The sequence below is a fragment of the Citrobacter sp. Cf132 genome, assembly GCF_030333885.1.
Lineage (GTDB): Bacteria > Pseudomonadota > Gammaproteobacteria > Enterobacterales > Enterobacteriaceae > Citrobacter > Citrobacter freundii.
Genome location: NZ_JAOWFA010000052.1, coordinates 77,140 through 99,594, shown reverse-complemented (window position 1 = coordinate 99,594; position 22,455 = coordinate 77,140). Strand labels below are relative to the sequence as shown.

Annotated in this window: 24 protein-coding genes; 13 read left to right on the top strand and 11 right to left on the bottom strand. The window is 52.6% G+C overall.

Annotation, left to right across the window (positions count from 1 at the left end):
* Window positions 1-3 precede the first annotated feature (3 nt).
* The 4 genes from OGV85_RS10585 to OGV85_RS10570 all read left to right on the top strand — a co-directional run bounded on the left by OGV85_RS10585 (window position 4) and on the right by OGV85_RS10570 (window position 4,335).
* Complete coding sequence (locus OGV85_RS10585) at window positions 4-1,479, top strand: fructuronate reductase (RefSeq protein ID WP_061548391.1); 1,476 nt, start codon at window positions 4-6, stop codon at window positions 1,477-1,479.
* 132 nt (window positions 1,480-1,611) lie between these two features.
* The gene (uxuR, locus tag OGV85_RS10580) at window positions 1,612-2,385 is read left to right on the top strand and encodes a Uxu operon transcriptional regulator (protein WP_003033268.1); all 774 of its coding nucleotides are present in this window, start codon (window positions 1,612-1,614) and stop codon (window positions 2,383-2,385) included.
* Window positions 2,386-3,033: 648 nt separating this feature from the next.
* Complete coding sequence (locus OGV85_RS10575; RefSeq protein ID WP_008322159.1) at window positions 3,034-3,237, top strand: hypothetical protein; 204 nt, start codon at window positions 3,034-3,036, stop codon at window positions 3,235-3,237.
* A gap of 120 nt (window positions 3,238-3,357) precedes the next feature.
* Window positions 3,358-4,335, top strand: a complete 978-nt coding sequence (locus tag OGV85_RS10570; RefSeq protein WP_003845589.1) for a porin — start codon at window positions 3,358-3,360, stop codon at window positions 4,333-4,335.
* A 47-nt stretch (window positions 4,336-4,382) separates the two neighbouring features.
* Here the strand turns inward: OGV85_RS10570 and OGV85_RS10565 are convergent, their stop codons facing one another.
* From OGV85_RS10565 to OGV85_RS10545, 5 genes are all read right to left on the bottom strand, one after another.
* The gene (locus OGV85_RS10565; protein WP_072291325.1) at window positions 4,383-4,601 is read right to left on the bottom strand and encodes a hypothetical protein; all 219 of its coding nucleotides are present in this window, start codon (window positions 4,599-4,601) and stop codon (window positions 4,383-4,385) included.
* Between the two features lie 190 nt (window positions 4,602-4,791).
* Window positions 4,792-5,979 carry an MFS transporter gene (locus tag OGV85_RS10560; RefSeq protein WP_061548390.1) on the bottom strand — a complete coding sequence of 396 codons (1,188 nt, stop codon included), beginning with the start codon at window positions 5,977-5,979 and terminating at the stop codon, window positions 4,792-4,794.
* A gap of 97 nt (window positions 5,980-6,076) precedes the next feature.
* Window positions 6,077-6,541 (bottom strand): GNAT family N-acetyltransferase, encoded by a 465-nt coding sequence (locus OGV85_RS10555; RefSeq protein ID WP_046670865.1) that lies wholly within the window; start codon window positions 6,539-6,541, stop codon window positions 6,077-6,079.
* A 13-nt stretch (window positions 6,542-6,554) separates the two neighbouring features.
* On the bottom strand, window positions 6,555-7,835 hold the full coding sequence (locus OGV85_RS10550) for a DUF445 domain-containing protein (RefSeq protein ID WP_061548389.1): 1,281 nt from the start codon (window positions 7,833-7,835) through the stop codon (window positions 6,555-6,557).
* 75 nt (window positions 7,836-7,910) lie between these two features.
* Window positions 7,911-8,837 (bottom strand): LysR family transcriptional regulator, encoded by a 927-nt coding sequence (locus tag OGV85_RS10545; protein WP_061548388.1) that lies wholly within the window; start codon window positions 8,835-8,837, stop codon window positions 7,911-7,913.
* A 219-nt stretch (window positions 8,838-9,056) separates the two neighbouring features.
* Between OGV85_RS10545 and OGV85_RS10540 the strand changes: the two genes are divergently transcribed.
* Both OGV85_RS10540 and metC read left to right on the top strand, forming a co-directional pair.
* Window positions 9,057-10,289, top strand: a complete 1,233-nt coding sequence (locus OGV85_RS10540) for a dicarboxylate/amino acid:cation symporter (protein ID WP_061548387.1) — start codon at window positions 9,057-9,059, stop codon at window positions 10,287-10,289.
* 30 nt (window positions 10,290-10,319) lie between these two features.
* Window positions 10,320-11,510, top strand: coding sequence for a cystathionine beta-lyase (gene metC, locus OGV85_RS10535; protein WP_061548386.1), 1,191 nt, complete (start codon window positions 10,320-10,322; stop codon window positions 11,508-11,510).
* Window positions 11,511-11,590: 80 nt separating this feature from the next.
* Here the strand turns inward: metC and mdtM are convergent, their stop codons facing one another.
* The 3 genes from mdtM to OGV85_RS10520 form a co-directional block, all read right to left on the bottom strand.
* A complete protein-coding gene (mdtM, locus tag OGV85_RS10530) occupies window positions 11,591-12,832 on the bottom strand; it encodes a multidrug efflux MFS transporter MdtM (protein WP_003019192.1) in 1,242 nt (413 codons plus the stop codon).
* Window positions 12,833-13,157: 325 nt separating this feature from the next.
* Window positions 13,158-13,808, bottom strand: coding sequence for a LysE family translocator (locus OGV85_RS10525; protein WP_061548385.1), 651 nt, complete (start codon window positions 13,806-13,808; stop codon window positions 13,158-13,160).
* A gap of 48 nt (window positions 13,809-13,856) precedes the next feature.
* A complete protein-coding gene (locus OGV85_RS10520; RefSeq protein ID WP_061548384.1) occupies window positions 13,857-14,672 on the bottom strand; it encodes a helix-turn-helix transcriptional regulator in 816 nt (271 codons plus the stop codon).
* Window positions 14,673-14,902: 230 nt separating this feature from the next.
* Between OGV85_RS10520 and OGV85_RS10515 the strand changes: the two genes are divergently transcribed.
* Window positions 14,903-15,865 carry an Rpn family recombination-promoting nuclease/putative transposase gene (locus tag OGV85_RS10515; RefSeq protein WP_032948463.1) on the top strand — a complete coding sequence of 321 codons (963 nt, stop codon included), beginning with the start codon at window positions 14,903-14,905 and terminating at the stop codon, window positions 15,863-15,865.
* 51 nt (window positions 15,866-15,916) lie between these two features.
* Here OGV85_RS10515 and OGV85_RS10510 read toward each other — a convergent pair whose 3' ends face one another.
* Entirely contained in the window at window positions 15,917-17,329 is a 1,413-nt protein-coding gene (locus tag OGV85_RS10510; protein ID WP_003019183.1) for an aminotransferase-like domain-containing protein, read from the bottom strand.
* A gap of 177 nt (window positions 17,330-17,506) precedes the next feature.
* Here OGV85_RS10510 and OGV85_RS10505 point away from each other — a divergent pair, with 177 nt between their 5' ends.
* The 6 genes from OGV85_RS10505 to OGV85_RS10480 all read left to right on the top strand — a co-directional run bounded on the left by OGV85_RS10505 (window position 17,507) and on the right by OGV85_RS10480 (window position 21,140).
* Window positions 17,507-17,671, top strand: coding sequence for a DUF1127 domain-containing protein (locus OGV85_RS10505; RefSeq protein WP_003019180.1), 165 nt, complete (start codon window positions 17,507-17,509; stop codon window positions 17,669-17,671).
* Between the two features lie 147 nt (window positions 17,672-17,818).
* Complete coding sequence (locus OGV85_RS10500) at window positions 17,819-18,283, top strand: MarR family winged helix-turn-helix transcriptional regulator (protein WP_003019178.1); 465 nt, start codon at window positions 17,819-17,821, stop codon at window positions 18,281-18,283.
* A gap of 6 nt (window positions 18,284-18,289) precedes the next feature.
* A complete protein-coding gene (locus tag OGV85_RS10495) occupies window positions 18,290-19,357 on the top strand; it encodes an HlyD family secretion protein (RefSeq protein WP_032948464.1) in 1,068 nt (355 codons plus the stop codon).
* On the top strand, window positions 19,347-20,411 hold the full coding sequence (locus tag OGV85_RS10490; RefSeq protein ID WP_048219780.1) for a DUF2955 domain-containing protein: 1,065 nt from the start codon (window positions 19,347-19,349) through the stop codon (window positions 20,409-20,411). The genes OGV85_RS10495 and OGV85_RS10490 overlap by 11 nt, the downstream gene beginning before the upstream one ends.
* A 152-nt stretch (window positions 20,412-20,563) precedes the next feature.
* Window positions 20,564-20,851, top strand: a complete 288-nt coding sequence (locus OGV85_RS10485) for a BrnT family toxin (protein ID WP_003019170.1) — start codon at window positions 20,564-20,566, stop codon at window positions 20,849-20,851.
* Window positions 20,838-21,140 carry a BrnA antitoxin family protein gene (locus tag OGV85_RS10480; protein ID WP_003019167.1) on the top strand — a complete coding sequence of 101 codons (303 nt, stop codon included), beginning with the start codon at window positions 20,838-20,840 and terminating at the stop codon, window positions 21,138-21,140. The genes OGV85_RS10485 and OGV85_RS10480 overlap by 14 nt, the downstream gene beginning before the upstream one ends.
* Window positions 21,141-21,203: 63 nt before the next feature.
* Here OGV85_RS10480 and yjiA read toward each other — a convergent pair whose 3' ends face one another.
* The gene (gene yjiA / locus OGV85_RS10475; protein ID WP_003019163.1) at window positions 21,204-22,160 is read right to left on the bottom strand and encodes a GTPase; all 957 of its coding nucleotides are present in this window, start codon (window positions 22,158-22,160) and stop codon (window positions 21,204-21,206) included.
* Window positions 22,161-22,172: 12 nt separating this feature from the next.
* Complete coding sequence (locus OGV85_RS10470; protein ID WP_003830038.1) at window positions 22,173-22,367, bottom strand: YbdD/YjiX family protein; 195 nt, start codon at window positions 22,365-22,367, stop codon at window positions 22,173-22,175.
* Window positions 22,368-22,455 lie beyond the last annotated feature (88 nt).

The window sequence follows — 22,455 nt, the reverse complement described above, 5'->3', positions numbered from 1 at the left end:
ACGATGACAACGACAATTGCCAATAGCGACCTGCCGGTTGCGCGCCCTGCATGGGACAGCGCGCGCCTGCAATCCCGCATTGTTCACCTGGGATGTGGCGCTTTTCACCGCGCGCATCAGGCGCTGTACACCCATCATTTGCTGGAAACCACTGACAGCGACTGGGGGATCTGTGAAGTTAACCTGATGCCGGGTAACGACTGCGTACTGATTGAAAATCTGCGCAAGCAGCAACTGCTGTATACCGTGGCGGAAAAAGGCGCGGACAACACCGTGCTGAAAGTGATCGGATCAATGAAAGAAGCGTTGCACCCGGATCTTGACGGCTGTGACGGTATTTTACAGGCTATGGCGCGCCCGCAGACGGCAATTGTTTCGCTGACGGTCACCGAAAAAGGCTACTGCACCGATGCGGCCAGCGGTCAGTTAGATCTCAATAACCCGCTGATTAAACACGATCTGGCGAATCCGACCGCGCCGAAATCGGCGATTGGTTACATCGTACAAGCGCTGTATCTGCGCCGTGAGCAGGGGCTGGCGGCTTTTACCGTGATGTCCTGCGATAACGTGCGTGAAAATGGGCATGTGGCGAAAGTCGCAGTTCTGGGGCTGGCGCAGGCGCGCGACCCGCAGCTGGCGCAGTGGATTGAAGCTAATGCGACTTTCCCGTGCACTATGGTCGACCGCATTGTTCCGGCGGCGACGCCGGAAACGTTGCAGGAGATTGCCGACCAGTTGGGTGTTTACGATCCGTGTGCTATCGCCTGTGAACCGTTCCGTCAGTGGGTAATTGAAGACAATTTTGTCAACGGTCGTCCTGACTGGGACAAGGTTGGCGCACAGTTCGTGGCCGACGTGGTGCCGTTTGAAATGATGAAACTGCGCATGCTCAACGGCAGCCACTCTTTCCTTGCGTATCTGGGCTATCTCGGCGGCTATGAAACCATCGCCGATACCATGACCAATCCGGCGTACCGCAAAGCGGCGTTTGCGCTGATGATGCAGGAGCAGGCGCCGACGCTCTCGATGCCGGAAGGCACCGATCTCAACGCCTACGCGACACTGCTGATCGAGCGTTTCAGCAACCCGTCTCTGCGCCACCGTACCTGGCAGATTGCGATGGACGGCAGCCAGAAACTGCCGCAGCGCCTGCTGGATCCGGTGCGTCTGCACCTGCAAAATGCCAGCAGTTGGCGTCACCTGGCGCTGGGCGTGGCGGGCTGGATGCGCTACACCCACGGTGTGGATGAGCAAGGGCAGGCCATTGATGTTGTCGACCCTATGCTGGCTGAATTTCAACACATTAACCAACAGTACCAGGGCGCCGAGCGCGTGACGGCGCTGCTGGGGCTGTCTGGCATTTTTGGTCATGACCTGGCGGAAAACGCTGGCTTTGTGGAGACCATTATCGCGACGTATCAACAGCTATGTGAACACGGCGCACGTGAGTGCGTTGCGGCATTAAGCGCTGACGCATAACTTCCGAACTATGACGGGTCAATCAAAATATTGGTTTGGTTGACCCGTTTTCTGTTTTTGCCCTCCCGCAAATGCTATAGTTCGATACCTATTCCCCGTATCTGATTACACGCATCTGACGGACATAACACGATGAAATCGAACACTTCTCAGCAAAGACCCTACCAGGAAGTGGGTGCCATGATCCGCGATCTGATTGTCCAGACGCCGTACCAGCCCGGTGAACGCTTGCCGCCAGAGCGTGAAATTGCCGAGATGCTCAATGTCACTCGCACGGTAGTTCGCGAAGCGTTAATCATGCTGGAAATTAAAGGCCTGGTGGACGTGCGCCGCGGAGCCGGGATCTACGTGCTCGACAATGCGGATGCGCAGACTATCGACAGTACGGATGCAAATCATTGCAATGATGCGGGCCCGTTTGAACTGTTGCAGGCGCGACAGCTGCTGGAAAGCAACATTGCCGAATTTGCCGCGCTGCAGGCTACCCGCGAAGATATCGTCAAAATGCGCCAGGCGTTGCAACTGGAAGAGCGGGAGCTGGCTTCCAGCGAGCCGAACGGTTCTGAAAGCGGCGACATGCAGTTCCATCTCGCCATAGCTGAAGCCACGCATAACAGCATGCTGGTGGAGCTGTTTCGCCAGTCATGGCAGTGGCGTGAGAACAACCCGATGTGGATCCAGCTCCATAGCCACCTCGACGATACCCACTACCGGAAAGAGTGGATGGGCGACCATAAACAGATCCTGGCTGCATTAATCAAAAAAGATGCCCGCGCGGCCAAGCTGGCCATGTGGCAGCATCTGGAAAATGTCAAACAGCGTCTGCTGGAGTTTTCAAATGTCGATGACATTGATTTTGATGGTTATCTGTTTGATTCCTGGCCGCTGGATAAAGTTAACGCCTGATTTCCCTTTCTCTCATACGCGGGCTATTGCGGCCCGCACCGCGTTTTCCGCATCCTCATTCATTGCCCGGCAGGGGCGCTTTTCACGTTCTGAAAGTCACGTAAAAAATTGTTTCCATCGCCTCGGATGAACATTTTTTCGTCCCCTTTGTGCGGTGCAAATTGATTTAAATCAATTAAAAACAACTTATTTTCGCATGCGAAAAAATGTGTCATTTACCTTATTTTTACCTTTCCGTGCTTATTTTTAGACAAAACGGGTCTGGGTTAAGTGAGAATCAACGCGATCTCTGCAGTAATCAGGATAAGGTTTACCGGCATAACTACACATAAAAACAAGCGGTTCGCGTAAATGTAGACATTAATAACGATGCGTAACTTATTGGTCATAATGATGTTTTGAGTTGTGATATGTCTAATGTAAATTCCTCATGTTTTTTTAATCAAATGAATAAAAGACAATATGCGTAAAGTTAACATTACACATTATTCCATAATCAAGTTATCTTTCATTTGAAATATCGTTCCATTTTTCTGCTTTTTATTAACAGTTTCATTACTATTATGCCTGTATTTTGCCGTTGACATGTTTTTACACTAACTGCATATTTCATCGCCATAAGCGTGTTATTACGTTCAGGAGTTGAAAATGCCATCTCGAGACTATCCCGATATTCGAAAACCCAGAGGGACCCGATCAAAAGATATGGTTCTTTTAAGTGCCCGTGTCGATACCTCTTTGTGGGAATATGTGCGAACGCTGGCATTTGAAACCCGTAAAAGTAAACAAGATATTATTGCTGAAGCATTAATGTTGCATCGCTCAGTTAATGAGAGTGAAAGTCTCGAGTAATTATCGCTGTCCGGTTTTGATTGAAAATCCAAAAATGAATTATGTCTTGCCACTTCATTATTACCTTCATTGGTATTTTTTTGGTGTGTTATTGGTATTGCCCCTTAATCCATAGCTGTAATGGCATTAGGGGTAACCTCCGTTCATGCAGCGGAAATTTATAATAAAGATGGCAACAAGCTGGATCTCTACGGCAAAGTAAAAGCAGCCCATTCCTGGACTGATGGTACTAATGCTGATGAAACCTACGCACGTCTGGGTTTTCGCGGTGAGACGCAAATCAACGATCAACTGACCGGTTACGGGCAATTTGAAAGTCAGTTTGATGCCGCTAAAGCAGAAGGTTCGCAGAATGGCGTTAATACACGTCTGGCGTTTGCTGGCCTGGATTATGGTCATGACGTCAGTTTTGACTATGGTCGCAACTATGGTATCGCTTACGATGTGGGAGCTTATACTGATACTCTCTCAGAGTTCGGCGGTGACTCCTTTGAAAATACTGACCGCTTCCTTACTACACGCACTTCTGGCGTTGCAACACTTCGCACCAAAAATCTGTTCGGTGCCGTTGATGGTCTGAATGTTGGCGCGCAATATCAGGGTCAGGACGATACCAATAAGGATCCGACGAAACAACACGGCAATGGCTACGGCTTCTCCCTGGGTTATGACAACATTGCGGATTCTGGCATATCTGCAATTGCGGCCTATACCAACAGTTCTGTGACTGCTCAGCAGAAACAAAAAGGTTGGAATGGCGAAAACGCAGAGTTCTGGGGCGCGGGTCTGAAATATGATGCTAATGCTATCTATGTAGCGACTATGTACGGAGAGTCCCACAACCTGATTCAGGATGCGGACAAAGCTGAGCACTTTGAAGCGATGGCCGCGTATGTGTTTGATTTTGGTCTGCGTCCGAACGTGGCTTACGTCCACGCGCGTGATAACAACAATAATGACCTGACCGAATACGTCGCGCTGGGTACAGACTACTACTTCAACAAAAACATCGTGGCTGATGTAGGTTACAAAATTAACCTGCTCGATGGTAAAGACAGCGATAACCAGGTTGCTGCGGGTCTGACCTATCAGTTCTAACTTTTTGTTCTGGTATGAAAAAGGCGTCCTGGTTAAGACGCCTTTTTTTATATCTGCCGGCGTTTAAACCGGCTGACTCTCTTCCTGCTGTACACCGCTAAACAGCCATTGCCAGATGCCCATTGCCATAAAAATGTTGTTGATAACAGGAAGATAATAAACAATCCCAGTGCGCCAAAAAGGCCAAAGTATTTATAATCCTTTAGCGTGCCAATTAAACCCGCCAAAATAATCAACCCCAGTAATATTCTTTTAAACCACGACATGTATTTTCCCGAAGATAGTGTTGATGTTGAATTAATCTGTCCATTTTTACGCATTTTAAATTGAGTTTATAAATGAACGGACGGGAATTATAAATTGTCTGGTGGGTAATTACCGATTATTTGCGGTTTATTAAATGTTGACATTTAATTGCGGACTAATCCGAATATACCTTCTTTAGAAGGTTGCCGGTTATGCCCTTTTTGGCGAGGCGAAACGCTGTTTGTATAATTGTGTGAGGCTGATAAGTGCCGCAATAAACAACGCGACGGCGCCGCACACCGTGGCGTTAACGATCGCCAGTGCGCCGCTTCCCAGCAGGCTGGTTAATAGCGGACCAAGTATTTGCCCAATGCCGTAAGTCAGAGTGACCAGGCCCAGCAGATTAATATTGCGCGGTACGCTAAGTTGTCGCGCAAGCGGCATCACCAGTGAAGTGGTTCCCATAAACGTTGCGCCAAAACCCATGCTGCTTATCACCAGCAGCGGCAAAGAGCCGCTGGCGAGCGTCATGAGCACGCAGGCGCTTTGAATCAACAAATTCGCCGTCAGGCATTGCAATACTCCCCAGCGTCGGGCGGCCCACAGCCAGGCGAAACACCCCGGAATTATCGATATGCCGACCAGCGACCAGAGATGGGCAGTCAACAGCGGCGAACCGGCGCTTTTCGCCATTAGCGGCAGGTAGGTGGCGACAATGATGTAGCCAAATCCGGACAGCCCGTACAGCAGCGCCAGCAGCCACCAGGACATAGGCTGATGCTCTGTTTTTACCGGGGCCGCGGCGGGGAGCACGTGGTCGCGAGATGGCAGGAGTATAACCAGTAGCACAAAGAACAGAGCCGAGGCTGCCGCCGCGCCCAGCCAGAGCGTGTGCGAGGACAGCGCAAAATGCAGACCGCTAATGACATATTCATTGCCCAGCAAAATGCCTGCGCCAACGCCGGAGAACAACGCCGCGATCACGAAGGGATGCCGGGTATGATGCAGAACGATCATCGAGCCAAAGATCATCATACCGGCACTGGCGACGCCCGCCAGAAAGCGGATCAGCATCACCAGCGCGGGCTGTGTAAAGCTGGCCATCGCCAGAATCAGCCCTGCGGTAGCGAGCGCGGACGTTAGCAACATTGGACGTAAGCGTGAGGGAAGATGAAAGAGCCCAAAGGAGAAGAGCAGACTTCCCGCCAGATACCCGGCGTAGTTGGCGCTGGCAATCCACGAGAGTTGGTCAAAGGTAAATTGACCTTCTGACAGCAGCACCGGCAGCATTGGCGTATACAGAAAGCGCCCAATCCCCATGCCCAGCGTTAAGACCAGCATGCCAAAGAGCGCGACACTGATGGCATGGCGATTTGAATCTGGGCTTCCCTGGGACATACGGACTCTCATTTCGCGCTGTTAGCTGATAATTGTTATATTACATACGTAAATGATAATGAAAAGTAAAAATAAAACAGCGTAACGCTGAATGCCATCAAAGGTTACGGCTGTAGACCCGCGAGGCTTCTCCCCACGGATGATAGCCCGGCCCGTTGAAGTAAAACCCTGCTTTCTCGTATAAACCTTCCAGGTCTGTACACAGATGGAGCTGCGTAAAACCCAACTGTCTGGCCTGCTGTGCAATATGTTCGATCAGGCGAAACGCCAGACCGTGACCACGATAGCGAGGATCGATATAGAGCGCGCATAGCCACGGCCACAGTTCGCCGCGACTAATAAAATCATTGGTGATTAATCCAGCGCAGCCAACAATGCTGTCACCATCCTGCAGCCAGTACCACTGTGGTAGCGGGTTCTTTGCGCCAATACAACGGCGCAATGCATCCTCGTATACCGCCATGGAGTCTTCTGAGGCCCATTGCTGCTGAAAGTAAGCGGTGATCTCGTGCAGCTTTTCTGGCGTCTCGCGCAGGGAAAAAATGCGGATGCTCATCGTCATTGAATCTTTCTCCTTAAAAATTCGCCAGCGTCAGCAGGGACGGAATTTGCGACAACAGATATAACACCAGCCCGATTGAACCGCCAACCAACGTGCCGTTGACGCGAATAAACTGCAAATCTTTACCGATGTTTAACTCAATTTGCTGCGACATATCGCGTGCATCCCAACTTTTCACCGTGTCGCTAATATGGCGCGTCAGGAAGGTGGCGAACTCCGGGGCAACTTTATGCGCAGCCTGCTCCAGATGCCCATTTAGTGAGGCACGCAGGGCGCTGTCGGCTACCAGCGTTTCGCCGAACCACTGCCCGGCGCTGGCGATGCGCTGCTTCACGCGGGAATCATCTGCGTTAATGTCGGTTTTCACCCACTGACGCAGGTCTGCCCACAGCTCGCCAAGATAACGGTTGAAGGCTTCATCTTCCTTCAGGTAGCTTTTCATGCTTTCGGCCCGCGCGGTCATCTCCGGATCGTGTTTGAGCTTATCGATGAGCTTAAATGTAGCGCGATCGAAGGCATGGCGGATCTGATGCGCGCGATCGTGGCTGATGTCATCCAGCAAGGAGTTAACGGCATCAGACACCAGCTCGGCGCTGTGCTCGCCCAGCCATTCGGTTGGCAGGATCTTTGCTTTCAGCGGATGTTCGGTTTCCAGCCAGTGCACTACTTGTCTGGCGATAAACACTCGCGAGCTGTCGCGCTGGAGCAGGGCGATCAGTTGGGCGATCAGCGTATCGAGCAGCACCTGATGGCGATTGTTTTTGGTCATGCTTTCCAGCATCAGCGCGCTGGTTCCGGAGAGATCGACCTTGTCGATGGCCTTGTGCACCGCCCGCTTGATCAGCCGCTGAATGCGCGAGTCGTCGGTCAGTTCGAGAAAACCGCTCATGATCTGCAACAGATGCTGGCCGATGCGCTGGGCGTTGTCCGGCTGGCTGAACCAGTTGCCGATCAACAGCGCCGGTTCATGGCGGCGGATCAGGGCTATCAACGACTGGGTATCGAGGAATTTCTCTTGTACAAACTGACCAAGATTTTCGCCGATCCGATCCTTATTGCGCGGGATAATAGCCGTGTGTTGCGAGATAAACGGGATTGGCACCCGGCGAAAAAGCGCCACCACGGCAAACCAGTCCGCCAGCGCGCCCACCATCGCCGCTTCGGCAATCGCTTTGATCCCGAGTACCCAGAAGTTAGGCGGCAAAAACAGCGTGATGACGAAGGTCGCGGCAGCGATCAGCAGCAATGAGAGCGCCAGTCGCTTGGCACGTTTGAGTTCAGCAATTTTATTCATAGGCTTAAGGATAGAGTCAGACGGGGGGATCGCGCAAAAATTGTGGTGCGTCTCCCATTTTCAGGCGGGAAGCATTTATCCAGGGATCCAGTTATCCCACGCCGGTAAGGGACCAAGTTCTGCGACCAGAAAATCGATAAACGATCGCACCTTCGGATTGCTGTACTTGCTGGGAAAGTACAGCGCATACAGGGCATGAGTTTCACAGGTGATGGTGCCGTCGAGCATCAGCGGCGTGATCTCCTCTTTTTGAATATGATCGCCAATCAAATAAGTGGGCAAATATGCCACCCCCTGATCTTCTAACACCGACTTCAACAGCACCAGGCTGCTGTTGGCCTGGATCGGCATATGTAGTTTCAACTGATGCAGTCGATTCTGTTCATCTGCCACCTTCAGTACCGGCGTGAGGCCCGGGTAAACCAGGCAATCATGATCTACCAGATCGCTGCGACGCTGGGGCATGCCTTTTTTAGCGAGGTAGCCGGGTGAGGCACAGTACGCCCAGCGAACAGGCACCAGCTTGCGCATCGCATAGTTTTGCGGCGGCGCGGTGGAAATTCGCAGGGCAATGTCGAAATCCGTTTCGTTCAGATTGACGAAGTTATCGTTGAGATCGATATACAGATTCACATCCGGGAACTGGGAGCGGTATTTATCCACCAGGTTCACCAGCCGGGAATAACCAAACGCAATTGAGCAGGTTATGCGTAATTCACCCTGCGGGCTGTGGTAATAACCGGAGGTGGTATTCAGCGTTTCATCGAATTCTTTCAACAGCTTATTAGCGCGGTTGAAGAGATATTGCCCGGCGTCGGTCAGGGTAATACTGCGGGTGGTGCGTTTAATTAATGTCGTGCCTAACGTATCTTCCATCGCTGCCAGGCTTTTGCTGACCGCAGACGGCGAGACGTTGAGCTGCGCCGCGGCTTCTGACAATCCTCCGCAGTCGACGATTTTAGTAAAAAACTCCAGATGCTTGAGTGAAATCGGCGTACTCATAATTTCCTTAAATTCATAAGTGATTTGCAAAAACGGTACGAATAGGCCGTTACATTCGCCTTTTAAACATGCAACTATTGAATCACAGGAAACAACTTGCTGGCAAAATGAAAAAATAACAACTTAGGTGAGTTACGTCACAAATTAAAAGGAGGCGAAACGGAAACTCATCACATTGTGAATTTAATCTCATTAATTATTATTCTAAAGGTACCGATTATGTGGTCACGACTCGAACCCTACAGATCGTCGATTATTTTATTAGTTGCTCTGGTGATTGGCGGCTTATTAGGTATTTATGCCCCATCGTTTGCAAGTAAACTCCAGCCAATAGGTCAGATATTCTTAAACCTGTTATTTATGATTATTGTGCCGCTGGTGGGGATCAGCGTCATGTCTTCGATCGCCAGTATGACTGACCTGAAAAGGCTGGGGCGTATTATGGCGATTATCTTTATTGTTTCGATCGCGATGGCCTTTATTCCGGCGGCCGGGATCGTCGCGCTGGCGCTCTGGTATAACCCGGCGCAGGGCGTCACTATCGATCTCTCGCAGTCGGTGCAGGCGGGCAGCGGCAAGATGGATTTTGTCAGCATGATCACCACCAGCGACTTTATTGGGCTGTTCTCTAAGTCCAATATTCTGGCTCTGATCGTGATGGCGATCATCGCCGGTGTGGCAATTGGCCAGTCGGATCAGGCCGGTAAACGTATTGCGTCGCTGCTGGAAGACGCCAATACCGTGATCATGAAGATCGTTTCGATCATTATGAAGGTCGCGCCGATTGGTCTGGGCTGCTACTTCGCCGCCACCATGGCCAGTCAGGACTCTGCACTATTGTTAACCTTTGCCCGCGCCATCGGCCTGTTTATGGTTGCCACGCTGGTCTATTTTGTTTTTGGCTCGATTCTCTATTCGTATATTGGCGGCGGTATTCCGGCGGTCAAAGCCTTCTGGCGTAACGCGATTGAACCGTCTGCGACTGCGCTGGGGACCTGCTCTTCGCTGGGGACGCTCCCGGTGACGCTGCGTGCCGGTAAGGCGATGGGGATTAACCCGGAAATCGTTGATGTTTCCATTCCACTGCTGGTTAACCTGAACAAAGGCGGTGTGGCGATGATTGCCGCGCTGAAAATCGTCTTTATCTATTCCGTGCTGGGTATGGAATTCACCACCGAAACCTTCTTCCTGACGATGCTGATTGCGGTGCTCTCCGCCATTATCGTTGGTGGCGTGCCGGGCGGGGCGTTCCTCGGTGAAATCTTTATCGTTACCACGCTGGGCCTGCCGATGGAAGCAATCCCGATGCTGGTGGTGCTGGGCACTATTACCGATGCGCCGGCCACACTGATTAACGTTATCCATGATTTGAATGCGGCGCAGATTGTTGAACGGTTCGCTGGAAAAAAGCAGACCAACTCTGAAATAAACTCTACTGCTGCGGTGGTATAGGTTTCACACGGATTAAGAACAGGAGATGTTATGAAAGACGCAATGAAGCTTGAGACGCAACTGGTTGTTGCTGGTCGTGACAAACGCTACACCCAGGGAGCGGTGAATCCGGTTATCCAACGTGCCTCTTCACTGGTATTTGATACCGTGAAGGACAAGAAATTTGCTACCGCCAATCGCGCGAACGGCGAGCTGTTTTACGGTCGTCGCGGAACCTATACCCACTTTGCCTTCCAGAAGGCAATGAGCGAACTAGAAGGCGGCGTTGGCTGCGCGCTGTACCCATGTGGTGCTGCGGCGGTGACCAATGCGATTCTGGCGTTTGTTCAGGGTGGCGATCATATCCTGATGACCGGCGCGGCCTACGAGCCAACCCAGGATTTTTGCAATAAGATCCTGAGTAAATTCAATGTGGAAACAACGTATTACGATCCGCTGATTGGTGCAGGTATCGTCGATCTTCTGCGTCCGGAAACGAAGGTTGTATTCCTTGAGTCACCAAGTTCTATCACCATGGAAGTCCAGGACGTGCCGGGGATGGTGAAGGCTATCCGCGCGGTGAATCCGGAGATTGTCATTATGATCGACAACACCTGGGCGGCGGGCGTACTGTTCAAAGCGCTGGATTATGGCGTGGATATTTCCATTCAGGCGGGAACGAAGTACACCATCGGTCATTCGGACGGCATGCTGGGCACGGCGGTGTCTAACGCTCGTTGTTGGGATCGTCTGCGCGAGAACTCCTATCTGATGGGGCAAACGCTGGATGCCGATACCGCCTACAACGGCAGCCGCGGATTGCGTACCCTGGCGGTACGCCTTAAGCTGCATCAGGAAAGCAGTATCCATATTGCTCGCTGGCTGTCGGCAAGACCGGAAGTGGCGCGGGTGAACCATCCGGCGTTACCGGAATGTCCGGGCCATGAGTATTTTCAGCGTGATTTTACCGGAAGCTCAGGCCTGTTCTCATTTGTGCTGAAAAAGAGACTGACCGACGAACAGATGGCGAATTTCCTCGATAATTTCTCGCTGTTCCATATGGCCTATTCGTGGGGTGGATTTGAGTCGCTCATTCTGGCGAACCAGCCGGAAGAGCTGAACAGCATCCGCCCGGCTGGAGAGGTGGATTTCAGCGGCACGCTGGTCAGGGTGCATATTGGCCTGGAGGATATTGGCGACCTGATTGCCGATCTCGAAGCGGGATTTGCACGCATTGCGTAAGGTGATGTGAGCGTAGCCGGATGCGGCGCAAGCGCCTTATCCGGCCTACATAGTTGTCGTAGGCCGGATAAGCGGGCAGGTTAGTTTTCAGTGGCTAACGTCGTTGCCTCATGTTGGCGTACCCGTTTGAGTAAGCCTGCCAGCGTGAACACGACAGCGAGCCCCGCCGCAACCGCCAGCAGATGAAACGAAATCCTGCCACCGTTAAACCATAGCCAGCGTCCAATTTCGACAGAAACCGCCATCACCGTCAGGATCACCATATTCAGCGATGCCGAGACCGTTCCTTTAGGTAAGTTGTTGGAAAACAGCGTAAAGCGGAACAGCGTCGGGAAGATCATCCCAATACCAAACGCATACAGGCTGGTTCCCAGCACCGACCACAGCCAGACGTGCGGCCACAGTAAATTGCCGACAATCAGCACTGCCAGCCCGCTCAGCTGTATAGGTGCGGCCCGCCAGATAAAGCGTGGTCGGGTCGGATCTTTCACGAAACGAACCACCACCATATTGGCGACGATCACTGCGCCAAACACCGGGGCCTGTGCCCAGGCAAACTGCGATGTAGTCATGCCGCCCGCATCAATCAGTATCACCGGTGAGACCGCCACCCAGCTCATCATCGGGATATAGCTTAGCGATAGCGTGGCTGCGCCAAACAGGAATACCCGGTTGCGGAAAACGTCGCGGAAATCACGCAGTACGCCGCGTGCACTGAACGGTACCGCGCCGCGCTGGACGGTTTCCGGCATGGCTAGCATTAACCCAATCAGGGCGATAAGCCCCATGACGGCAATGATGGCAAACAGGATCTTCCAGTGTACAAAGTGCATTAGCGCCGCTCCGGAGAGCGGGCCGATAACCGGTGCAACCAACACAATGGAAGTGATTATCGCCATTAACTTAATGGCCTTCGTTTGCCCAAACGCCTCCTGCACCGTGACATAGCCAACGGTCGCGATAAAGCAAATGCTGGTGCCCTGCACAAATCGGGCGATCAGAAATTGCGTCATTGAAGTAGTAAACAGTGTGGCAGCGCAGGCGAGGGTAAAGATTAACGCCCCCGCAATCAGCACCGGTCGACGGCCAATCCGGTCGGAAAGTGGCCCCAACAGCCATTGCAGCGCCATGCCGCCTGCCAGATAGAGGCTCACCGCAGCGGGCGCCAGGCTGACGTCGGCGTTGAAATCGCGTACGACATTAATGATGCCGGGCTGAATCAAGTCCGTCGACAGATAGGCTGCGAAATCATACAAAATCAACGCAATAGGAAAAAATAACGTTGTGGCGCGTTGGGAGAAAAACGCGAGAATCCGTTGCATAAAACAGCTCCTTGTCGGGAGAAAACCCTCAACGGGAATAGCGAAATTCAATACCGTCTTTGAGACGTCAGGCCGATGACAGAATAAAAGCAGACTGCAAATGTACTGAATTTCATGTAATCAAAAACGCTGCCTGCGTGAAGCGCAAACAGGAGAAACGCTCACTAACGTGGGGTCAGAAAACGTAACGATTACAGGTAACAATCAGCACATCGCACCTCAGGAAGAGTAAGTTGAACGGGTAATAACCATCCGCAGTGTAATGCGGATTGGATATTAATTAAACGAGTTTATCCTGTTTATGTGTAGAAAATCGCACCGCAAATCAGACTACGATGCTCTGCAAAAACCGCAGCGCGATAGCACAGCCGAAGATAATCAATACACCGCCAGCGATACGCTCTACCCACAAGATCCCTATGGTTAACCGCCGCTGGATCTGCGGTAAGCCGATGAACATCACGATCAGCAGATCCCAGCACAGCACCACGCTGGTCATCCAGATCCCGCTCATGGTTTGTTGTAGCAGCGTCACTGACGGGCCGAGCAGGGCGGTCATTAGCGCCAGATAGAACAGTGCATTTTTTGGGTTAAGCAGTGACGAACCCAATCCCAGCAGCAGCTGTTTACCAAATCCTGGACAGGTAGACCGGGCATCAGCTCCGGTCAGAGTTTGCGGGCGGCTGCGTATCAGCAGGCTGCCTATCCACAATAAATAGAGCGCGCCCAGCAGCTCAATAATGGTAAACAGCAGGGGAAGCTGGCGCAGGATCCCCCAACCGATAATTGCCAGCAGGATATACAGCCCGTTGCCGATAGCGATCCCCACGCACAGCCCGGTGCTGTCGCGCATCCGGTATCGTACGGCATAACCGACCAGTAAAAAGAAGTCCGGACCGGGGCTGAGTAGTGCGACAAAATGTGCCAGCGCCAGCGCGGGAAAAGCAGACGGAAAAAGTACAGAAAGCAGCGACATAGCGACCTCAGACAATGAATCTGAGATCACCGTACGCCTGACGCAGCGCTAATTATTGTCTGATATTGATCGCCCCAACGCGTACTGGCGCGGTGTGGCGGCGGTGTAGCGAACAAAGGTGCGATGGAAATGGCTCTGGTCGGCAAACCCGCTCTGATAGCCGACATCGGCAATTTCGTCCCCGGCCCGCAGCCGCTGGCGGGCATAGTCAATCCGTATGATGTTCAGATAACTTCCTGGCGTCAGCCCGGTGTCCTGCTTAAAGGTACGGATCAGCGTTTCTTTACGCATGTGACACTCATGTGCCAGTTCATCGAGTGAGGGCGGCGTGAGCAGGCTGGACTGCAACCGTTCGCGCAGATACTGGCTGGCGGGGCTTAGGTTTTCCGGTGCTACCGATTGCAATGGTAGCGAACGTAGCAATGCTTGTGCGGCATCCGTTACCCGCGTCGTTTGCCGTTGCTGCATAAGTGCCACGAGGTTTACATAGTGCTGGAACAATTGCCGATCGCGGATAACACGATCGCGCGTGCAAAGCCGCTGATTGTTGTTCTGCGCAGGCAGATGGGCAAGGCACCACCGGGCATCAAGATAAAGCATGTGATAGCTGCGAAACTGTCCGTTAACAGGATTACAGCTGTGAGGTGCCAGCGGCGGGATCACAATCAGATCGCCCACCTGCAGATGGTATTCCTTGCCATCGCACAGGCAGCACGTTTCCCCCTCGAGAATTGCCCCAATCGAGAGCTGAGAGTGGTGATGCCGCTTATAGGCCTGCAGGCTTTGCCAGGTGCTGCGCAGTTCCAGCCACGGGAGCTGTTCATCACGCCAGAACGATTGTGGAATATCCCGGGTGTGCGTCACATCGCGTCCTCCCTGAAAGTAATGATTCGTTATAGCACAGGCCGAGTGGTGAAAAAGTGGGTATGTGCATTGAGATAGCGATTCTGCGTGACGGGTTCCAGACAAATGCAGACGTTACATAGGGACGTTTTTATCCCGGAAATCGTCTCGCAAACAGAGAAAGTTGCAGGTGAGGGTGTGGCTTTGCGGCGCTACAGTCATGGCATCTTATTTCCAGGTGACGGATCGCCATGAACAAAGCGCCGACTTCCACACCGCATGATGCGGTTTTTAAAACATTTTTACGTCACCCTGAGACTGCACGGGATTTTCTGCAAATACATCTTCCTGCCTCGCTACGCGAACTTTGCGATCTTCAGACGCTGAAACTCGAGTCAGACAGTTTTATCGAAGAGAATTTACGTGCGTACTATTCCGATGTGCTGTGGTCGGTGAATACGACAGAAGGGAATGGATATATTTATGTGGTGATTGAACACCAAAGCACGCCGGATGCGCATATGGCATTCAGACTGATGCGCTATGCAGTTGCGGCCATGCAGAAACATCTGGATGCCGGACATCAGCAGTTGCCGCTGGTGGTGCCGATGCTGTTCTATCACGGCGCTAAAAGTCCGTACCCTTATTCGCTATGTTGGCTGGACGAGTTTGCCAACCCGAAGCTGGCACGCCAGGTGTATGCTGCGGCGTTTCCGCTGGTGGATATTACGGTTATTCCAGATGACGAAATTGTGCAGCATCGACGCATGGCGCTGTTGGAGTTAATCCAAAAACATATCCGTCAGCGCGATCTTATGGGGCTTGTTGAGCAAATTGTTTCCTTGCTACTTACTGGAGTGACTAATGACAGCCAGATAAAGACGCTGTTTAATTATATTTTGCAAACTGGCGATGCACCTCGCTTCAGTGAGTTTATTCGTGGGGTTGCTGAACGTTCACCGCAGCATAAGGAGCATTTAATGACGATCGCAGACAGATTGCATGAGGCTGGATTTCAAAAAGGGTGGCTTGAGGGTCTGCAAGAGGGCCAGCAAAAAGGTAAGCAGGAAGGTAAACAAGAAGGTTTAATTGAGGGGCAACGCACCGAGGCGCTGCGTATTGCCCGCACCATGCTGGCCGACGGTACTGATCTCAGCACGGTGCAAAAAATTACCCGACTTTCCGTTGAAGATATTCAGGGCGTAAGCCATTAGAAATAACTTAATCCGTACAATCGCCAGCCCGGTAGCACCGGGTGGTCTGATTTACTCTATCGCCACCTTTACTGCTTCCCCGAGTTTTTGCATCACTTCCCGATGCTTCTCGTTTGGCGGCAACGCGCAGTTGATGCGTACGCAGTTGCGATACTTTCCTGATGCGGAGAACAGCGAACCCGGCGCAACCTGGATTTTGAGGCGACAGAGCTGCTTAGCGACACAGACCATATCGACCTGGTGCGGCAGCTCGACCCACAGCATAAAGCCGCCTTTCGGTCGGGTGACGCAGATCCCGCAGGGGAAGTATTCCCGTACCCAACAGGTGTAGATCTCCATATTCCGCTGGTAGATCTGACGCATACGGCGAACATGCCGATGATAATGCCCCTCGCGCACGAAAGCGGCGGCCGCCAGCTGCGTAGCAGGAACGTTAGTGCCGATGACGGCATATTTCATATGCAGAAATTTATCGTGATAACGACCGGGTATAACCCAACCGACGCGCAACCCCGGCGCCACGGATTTGGTAAATGAACTGCACAGTAGCACCCGACCATCGCTGTCCCAGGAGTGTATTGTGCGCGGACGGGGATATTCCGTGGCAAGCTCTCCGTACACATCATCTTCAAAAATAACAATATCGTGCTGCTGGGCGAGGGCGAGGACCGCCCGCTTACGTGCATCCGGCATAATAAATCCGAGGGGATTATTGCAGTTAGGAACCAGAATCACCCCTTTAATCGGCCACTGATCCAGCGCCAGTTCCAGCGCTTCAATGCTGATCCCTGTATCCGGATCGGTTGGGATTTCTATAACTTTGATCCCTAATCCGCGTAGCAGCTGCATCGTGCCGTAATAGGCGGGCGATTCTACGGCGACGATATCTCCTGGCTGGCAGACTGCCAGCAGCGCCAGTGACATCCCGCTCTGACTCCCGCTGGTGATCACAATATCATCCGCATTGATGACCGAACCTCCGTCCAGCATGAGCCGGGCAATCTGTTGACGCAATTCGCGACAGCCTGGTAATTCATCGTAGCCCAGAACCGCCTTGAGATTATGCTGCGCCACGCGACTTAGCTCGCGCCAGAGCGGCTTCAGGCTGGGTTGATTGATATCGGGCACGCCACTGCTAAAAGGGATTATCGATTTGTCTGCATGACCTGCAAGCATGTCCAGCACCTGATCCCACTGGGTGATCTCAACTGGACGCTGGACCGGGCGCGACATCAGCGGCACCGGCGGCTGTGCTTTTTGTGGTGCGACAAAATAACCGGAACGCGGCTGCGGCGTGATCAGCCGTAATTGTTCCAGCGTCTGATACGCCTGCTGGACGGTGCTGATGCTGACCCCGTGCTCCTGGCTCAGGCTGCGTACCGAAGGCAGTTTTTCGCCATGGCGATACAGACCTTGCTCAATGCGTTCGGCCAGCAGATTGGCCAGATGTTGGTAACGCGTCATGCTGTATCCCTCATGGGTACCATACAGATTAATAAACCAGTACAGATTGGCGTGAAAAAAGCGATGCAGAACTCTTTTTAACCAATCTGTATGTTAAATAAAAGTACTTTGTGAGTCTGTATTGTTTTGGGCCAAATCCGTGAAGATAAAGCCTCTGGCAAGGCGGGGAGGCAAGGTATGGAATTTCACGAGAATAAAGCAAAACAGCCGTTTATTGGGTTTGTACTGATCTGGCGGGCATACAAGGCGTGGCGGCTGCGGGCGCAAACGCGGCGCCTATTGCAACAGATGAGCGACGAGCGGCTGCGGGACGTCGGGCTGCGACGCGATCAGGTGGAGTGATTTTCTTTCATCGGCAGAGGCTGGGGGTTATCGCCCGGCCTCTTTTGTATTCATGGTATTTATCAATTCATGCTTCTGAATGATGTGTTTCTTGATACTTACCATGATAAGTATTATTTTCTTCATCAGCGATGAGGGGAAGGATACATGACTGAAGATGAACTGTTTGCCCGCCGCCCGATGGGGATGCGCATGGCAATGGTGGTGCGCCAGTGGCGGGCCATTATTGATGCAGCCATTACCGACACTGGCCTGACGCAGTCAAGCTGGACGGTATTGATGCAGCTGTATCAACTGGGAGACAACGTCTCGGTCAGTGAACTGGCGGAGGTGCAGGGTATTGAACTGCCGCCGCTGATGCGCACCCTCTCACAGTTGGAAAAGCACGGCTATCTGCTGCGTTCCACATCGCCTTATGACAAACGCATTCGCCTGCTCACGCTGACCGAGCAAGGCCGCGCAAGGCTGGAAGAACTAAACCGGGTGATTGAGAACTATCAACATCGCGTTACGTGTACCATCCCTGAAGCGGAGCTTGCCGCCTTCAGCTCGACCTTAAATCAACTCGCCTGCAATTTGCGGACAATCCGCGAAGAAGACAATCAACACTAAAAAACTATGATGACCCCAGAACAAAAATTTGCCCGTTGGGTAAGGGTGAGTATTGCCGCTTTCCTGGTTATATTCGCCTGGTTTATCGTTGCCGATATCTGGATCCCGCTAACACCGGACTCCACGGTGATGCGTGTGGTAACGCCTGTTTCCTCACGCGTATCCGGCTACGTCTCGCAGGTGCATGTACATAACAATAGCCAGGTGAAAAAGGGCGATTTGCTGTACGAACTGGATCCGACGCCGTTTATCAATAAGGTCGAGGCTGCGCAAATCGCCCTTGAGCAAGCAAAGCTGAGCAACCAACAGCTGGATGCGCAGATCGCCTCTGAGCGTGCCAACCTGCGTACCGCGCAATTTAACACCCGGAACGACAAGACCACCTTTGACCGCTATCAGCGCCTGAGTGCCATGCAGAACGTGTCGCAAGCCGATCTCGACAAGGTGCGCACCGCCTGGCAAACCAGCGAGCAGTCGGTGTCGGCGCTCAATGCCAGTATTCAGAACCTGCTGATCCAACGGGGCGAGCGCGATGATAAGCGTAACGTGACGCTACAAAAATACCGTAACGCGCTGGAAGAGGCGCAACTGAACCTCGGCTGGAGCAAAGTGTATGCCCAGACCGACGGTACGGTGAGCAATCTCCAGCTTAGTCCCGGACTTTACGCCACTGCCGCCACGCCATTGCTGGCGCTGGTCAGCCACCAGACCGATATCGTGGCCGACTTTCGCGAGAAAAGCCTGCGTCACACTAAAGTGGATACCGATGCCGCGGTGGTGTTCGACGCCATGCCGGGCAAGGTTTTCTCTGCTCGCGTCACCAGCAGCGATGCCGGTATTTTGGCAGGACAGGAGCAGGTTAACGGCCAGCTGTCGCAACCGGAACAGTCTACCCGCTGGGTGCGCGACGCCCAACGTATGCGTATTCACGTCGCGCTGAACGAACCGCTCGACACGCCGTTGCCGACCGGGGCGCGCGCCACGGTACAGCTGTACAACAGCGAGGGGATGTTCGCCCGCACCTTTGCCGGGGCGCAGATCCATCTCGTTAGCTGGCTGCATTATGTCTATTAACACTCTGGCCCACGTCTTTACGCCGCACGGGAATATTGTCTACACCGCCAATGATTTTCGCCAGACCCTGCGTATCTCGGTTGCCGGGACAATCGCGCTGAGTATCTCGACCTTTTATAACGTGCAGTACGGCGTGTTTTTTGTGGTTTATCCGCTGATGCTGTTGTCGCTGGTACCGGTGTTCAACCGCCATGTGGCAAAACAGTTTGTGTTCAGCGCGGCGATGAATTGCGTCGAAATGGTGCTGATTGTCGGCTATCTCTCACAATGGCCGCTGATTATGACGCTGGTGGTATTTAGCCTGTACGTGGTGCGTTTTCGTTTGATGAGCAAAGGACCGCTGTTTCTGTTCGGCTCAATGGGCGTGGTGTGCCAGAGCACGATGCTCAATTTTATGAGCTATCCCACCACCAACTGGCATACGCTGATGTTCTCCAATATGGAAGCCTGCGTCATGGCGGTGGCGCTGAGTGCGCTGCTGCATTATCTGATCCCGGACGTGGAACCCCGACAGCCGCCGCCGCGCATTGAGAAAGATGACGCCCGGGTTCGCCACGAGTCGCTGCTCTCCGGTTCGGTGGCGACAATGATTTTTGTGGTCTTTCAGATTTGTGACTTGAGCGATTCGCTGTCGGCGCTGATGGCGGGTATTTTGATCCTGTTTCCGATGCATTATCGTGGCGCGGTGTTGAGCTCTCTCTGGCGTGTGGTCGGCGTGGTACTGGCTTGTCTGTACATTCTGCTGGTGCAACTGCTGGTGTATGATTTCAGCAACCATATGCTGTTGATGATGCCGCTGATTGGCCTCGGGCTGGCGTTCAGCGCCCGCCTGCACGTGATGGAAAAAGTCGGTGCGGGCGTGGGTTTTGCCAGTATCACCACCATCGGCATTATGTTCGGCCAGAACCTGCATCCGGACAGCGATCTGGTGTTCAGCGATCTCTACCGCATCACCTCCGTTACCGTGGCGCTGCTGGCCACGTTAACGATGGTATTTCTGGTGCACCGGATATTGAACTGCTTTGCGGCGACACGATTTGTGATCACCGAGTGAGTGGCTGCAATGCCGGATGGCGGCTGCGCCTTATCCGGCCTACTAAAGTTCATCCTTTCAACAGCAAAATGTGATGTTATTTCCAACAATTTCGCTATAATCATAAGATAATTGTATATACATTTTTGTATATACAATTAGGGATGAAATACATGCCAATGGAGTTTGAATGGGATGCAAACAAGGCACAAAGTAACCTGAGAAAACACGGTGTCCGGTTTGAGGATGCGGTGCTGGTGTTTGACGATCCCCAACATCTTTCGCGGCAGGATCGGCATGAGAACGGTGAGTATCGCTGGCAGACCATCGGTCTCGTTCATGGCATTGTGGTTATTCTGGTTGCCCATAGCGTTAGGTTTGAAAGTGGCTTTGAAGTCATTCGTATCATCAGTGCCAGAAAGGCAGACAGTAAGGAGAGGAATCGTTATGAGCATGGTTAAGCATAAACGCGGCAGCGTATCCGCGCTGAGTGCTCAGCATGAGGCTGAACTGAAAGCGCTGGCGAATAAATCGGATGATGATATCGATTACAGTGACATTCCCGTGACCGAAGATAAGCAGTGGTCAGAGGCCACACGCGGTAAGTTTTTCCGTCCCTTAAAAACGCAGGCCTCGGTGCGTATTGATGCCGATGTGATGGAGTGGCTGAAACGTCCAGGAAAAGGATATCAGACGCGCCTTAATGCCATTTTGCGCGAAGCGATGCTGCGCGAGCAAAATAAGAAATAGTCAGAATATACTGGGGCAGTGAGTGCCGGATGGCGGCTGCGCCTTATCCGGCCTACAAAAAATCTACTTCTTCAATCCCGCAAACGCGGCTCTGATCTCGTCTTCCGGCAGATTAATACCAATAAACACCAGTTGGCTGTACGGTTGTTCGTCGCCCCACGGGCGGTCCCAGTCGGCGCTGTATAGGCGCTGGACGCCCTGGAACAGCAGGCGGTTTGGTTCGCCTTCAATCCACAGCATGCCTTTGTAGCGCAGCAGCTTCTCGGCGGATTCCAGCAATAGATTTTCCATCACCCTGGACACGTCGCTGATGTTCACCGGGTAATCCAGCTCGACGACGATCGAGGAAATATCGTTTTGTTTGTCGGCGATAAAGTGGAAGCGCGGTTTGGCGCTGACCACGTTCTCTTCCAGCATAAAACCGTTGGTGTCGAACAGTTGCGCGAGGTCGATATCGCCATGCGTCACGGTGTAAATCGGCGCACGGGCGTTGATGCGCGCCAGGCGCTCACGCAGTTTTTCGCTTTCACCTGCTACGTCGGTTTTGGTCAGCAGGATGCGGTCGGCGTAGCCTACCTGCGACTGGGCAATGGTGAACTGGTTCATCTGCTCGTCGGCATGCACCGCGTCAACCAGCGCAATCACACCGTCCAGCAGGTAGCGTTCGCAAATTACTTCATGGGAGAAAAAGGTCTGAATAATCGGGCCGGGATCGGCCATGCCGGTGCATTCGATCACCAGACGGTCGAAATTGATGGTGCCTTTGTCGAGGTTGTCGAGCAGATCGAGCAGCGCGTCTTCCAGTTCGCTCGAACGGGTGCAGCAGATGCAGCCGTTGGTCAGGGTTTTGATCTGTGTTGCGCGATCGCCAATCAGCTGATCGTCCACCGAGACTTCGCCGAATTCGTTTTCGATAACGGCAATCTTGTAACCGTGCTGCTCGTTGAGAATATGGCGCAGCAGGGTGGTTTTACCCGCGCCAAGAAAACCGGTGAGTAGGGTAACTGCAATCGGGGTCATTCACTTCTCCTTCTAACAGCAACTGCTTCCGCCGCTACCGTAGCGGGCTTCCTGGCGCTCGCGGAAGAATTCTTCGTAGGTCATGTACGGCTTATCGGGATGGTTGGTCTTCATGTGCTCGACGTAGTTGTCGTAGTCCGGAATGCCAATCAGCATTTTCGCCGCCTGACCGAGATATTTTTTTGCCTGACCTAAAGTACCAAACATTCTGCCGTCCTGTTAATGAATAAAGCCGGATGGCGGCTTGCGCCTTATCCGGCCTACATACTGCACATTTTGTAGGCCGGATGAGCGC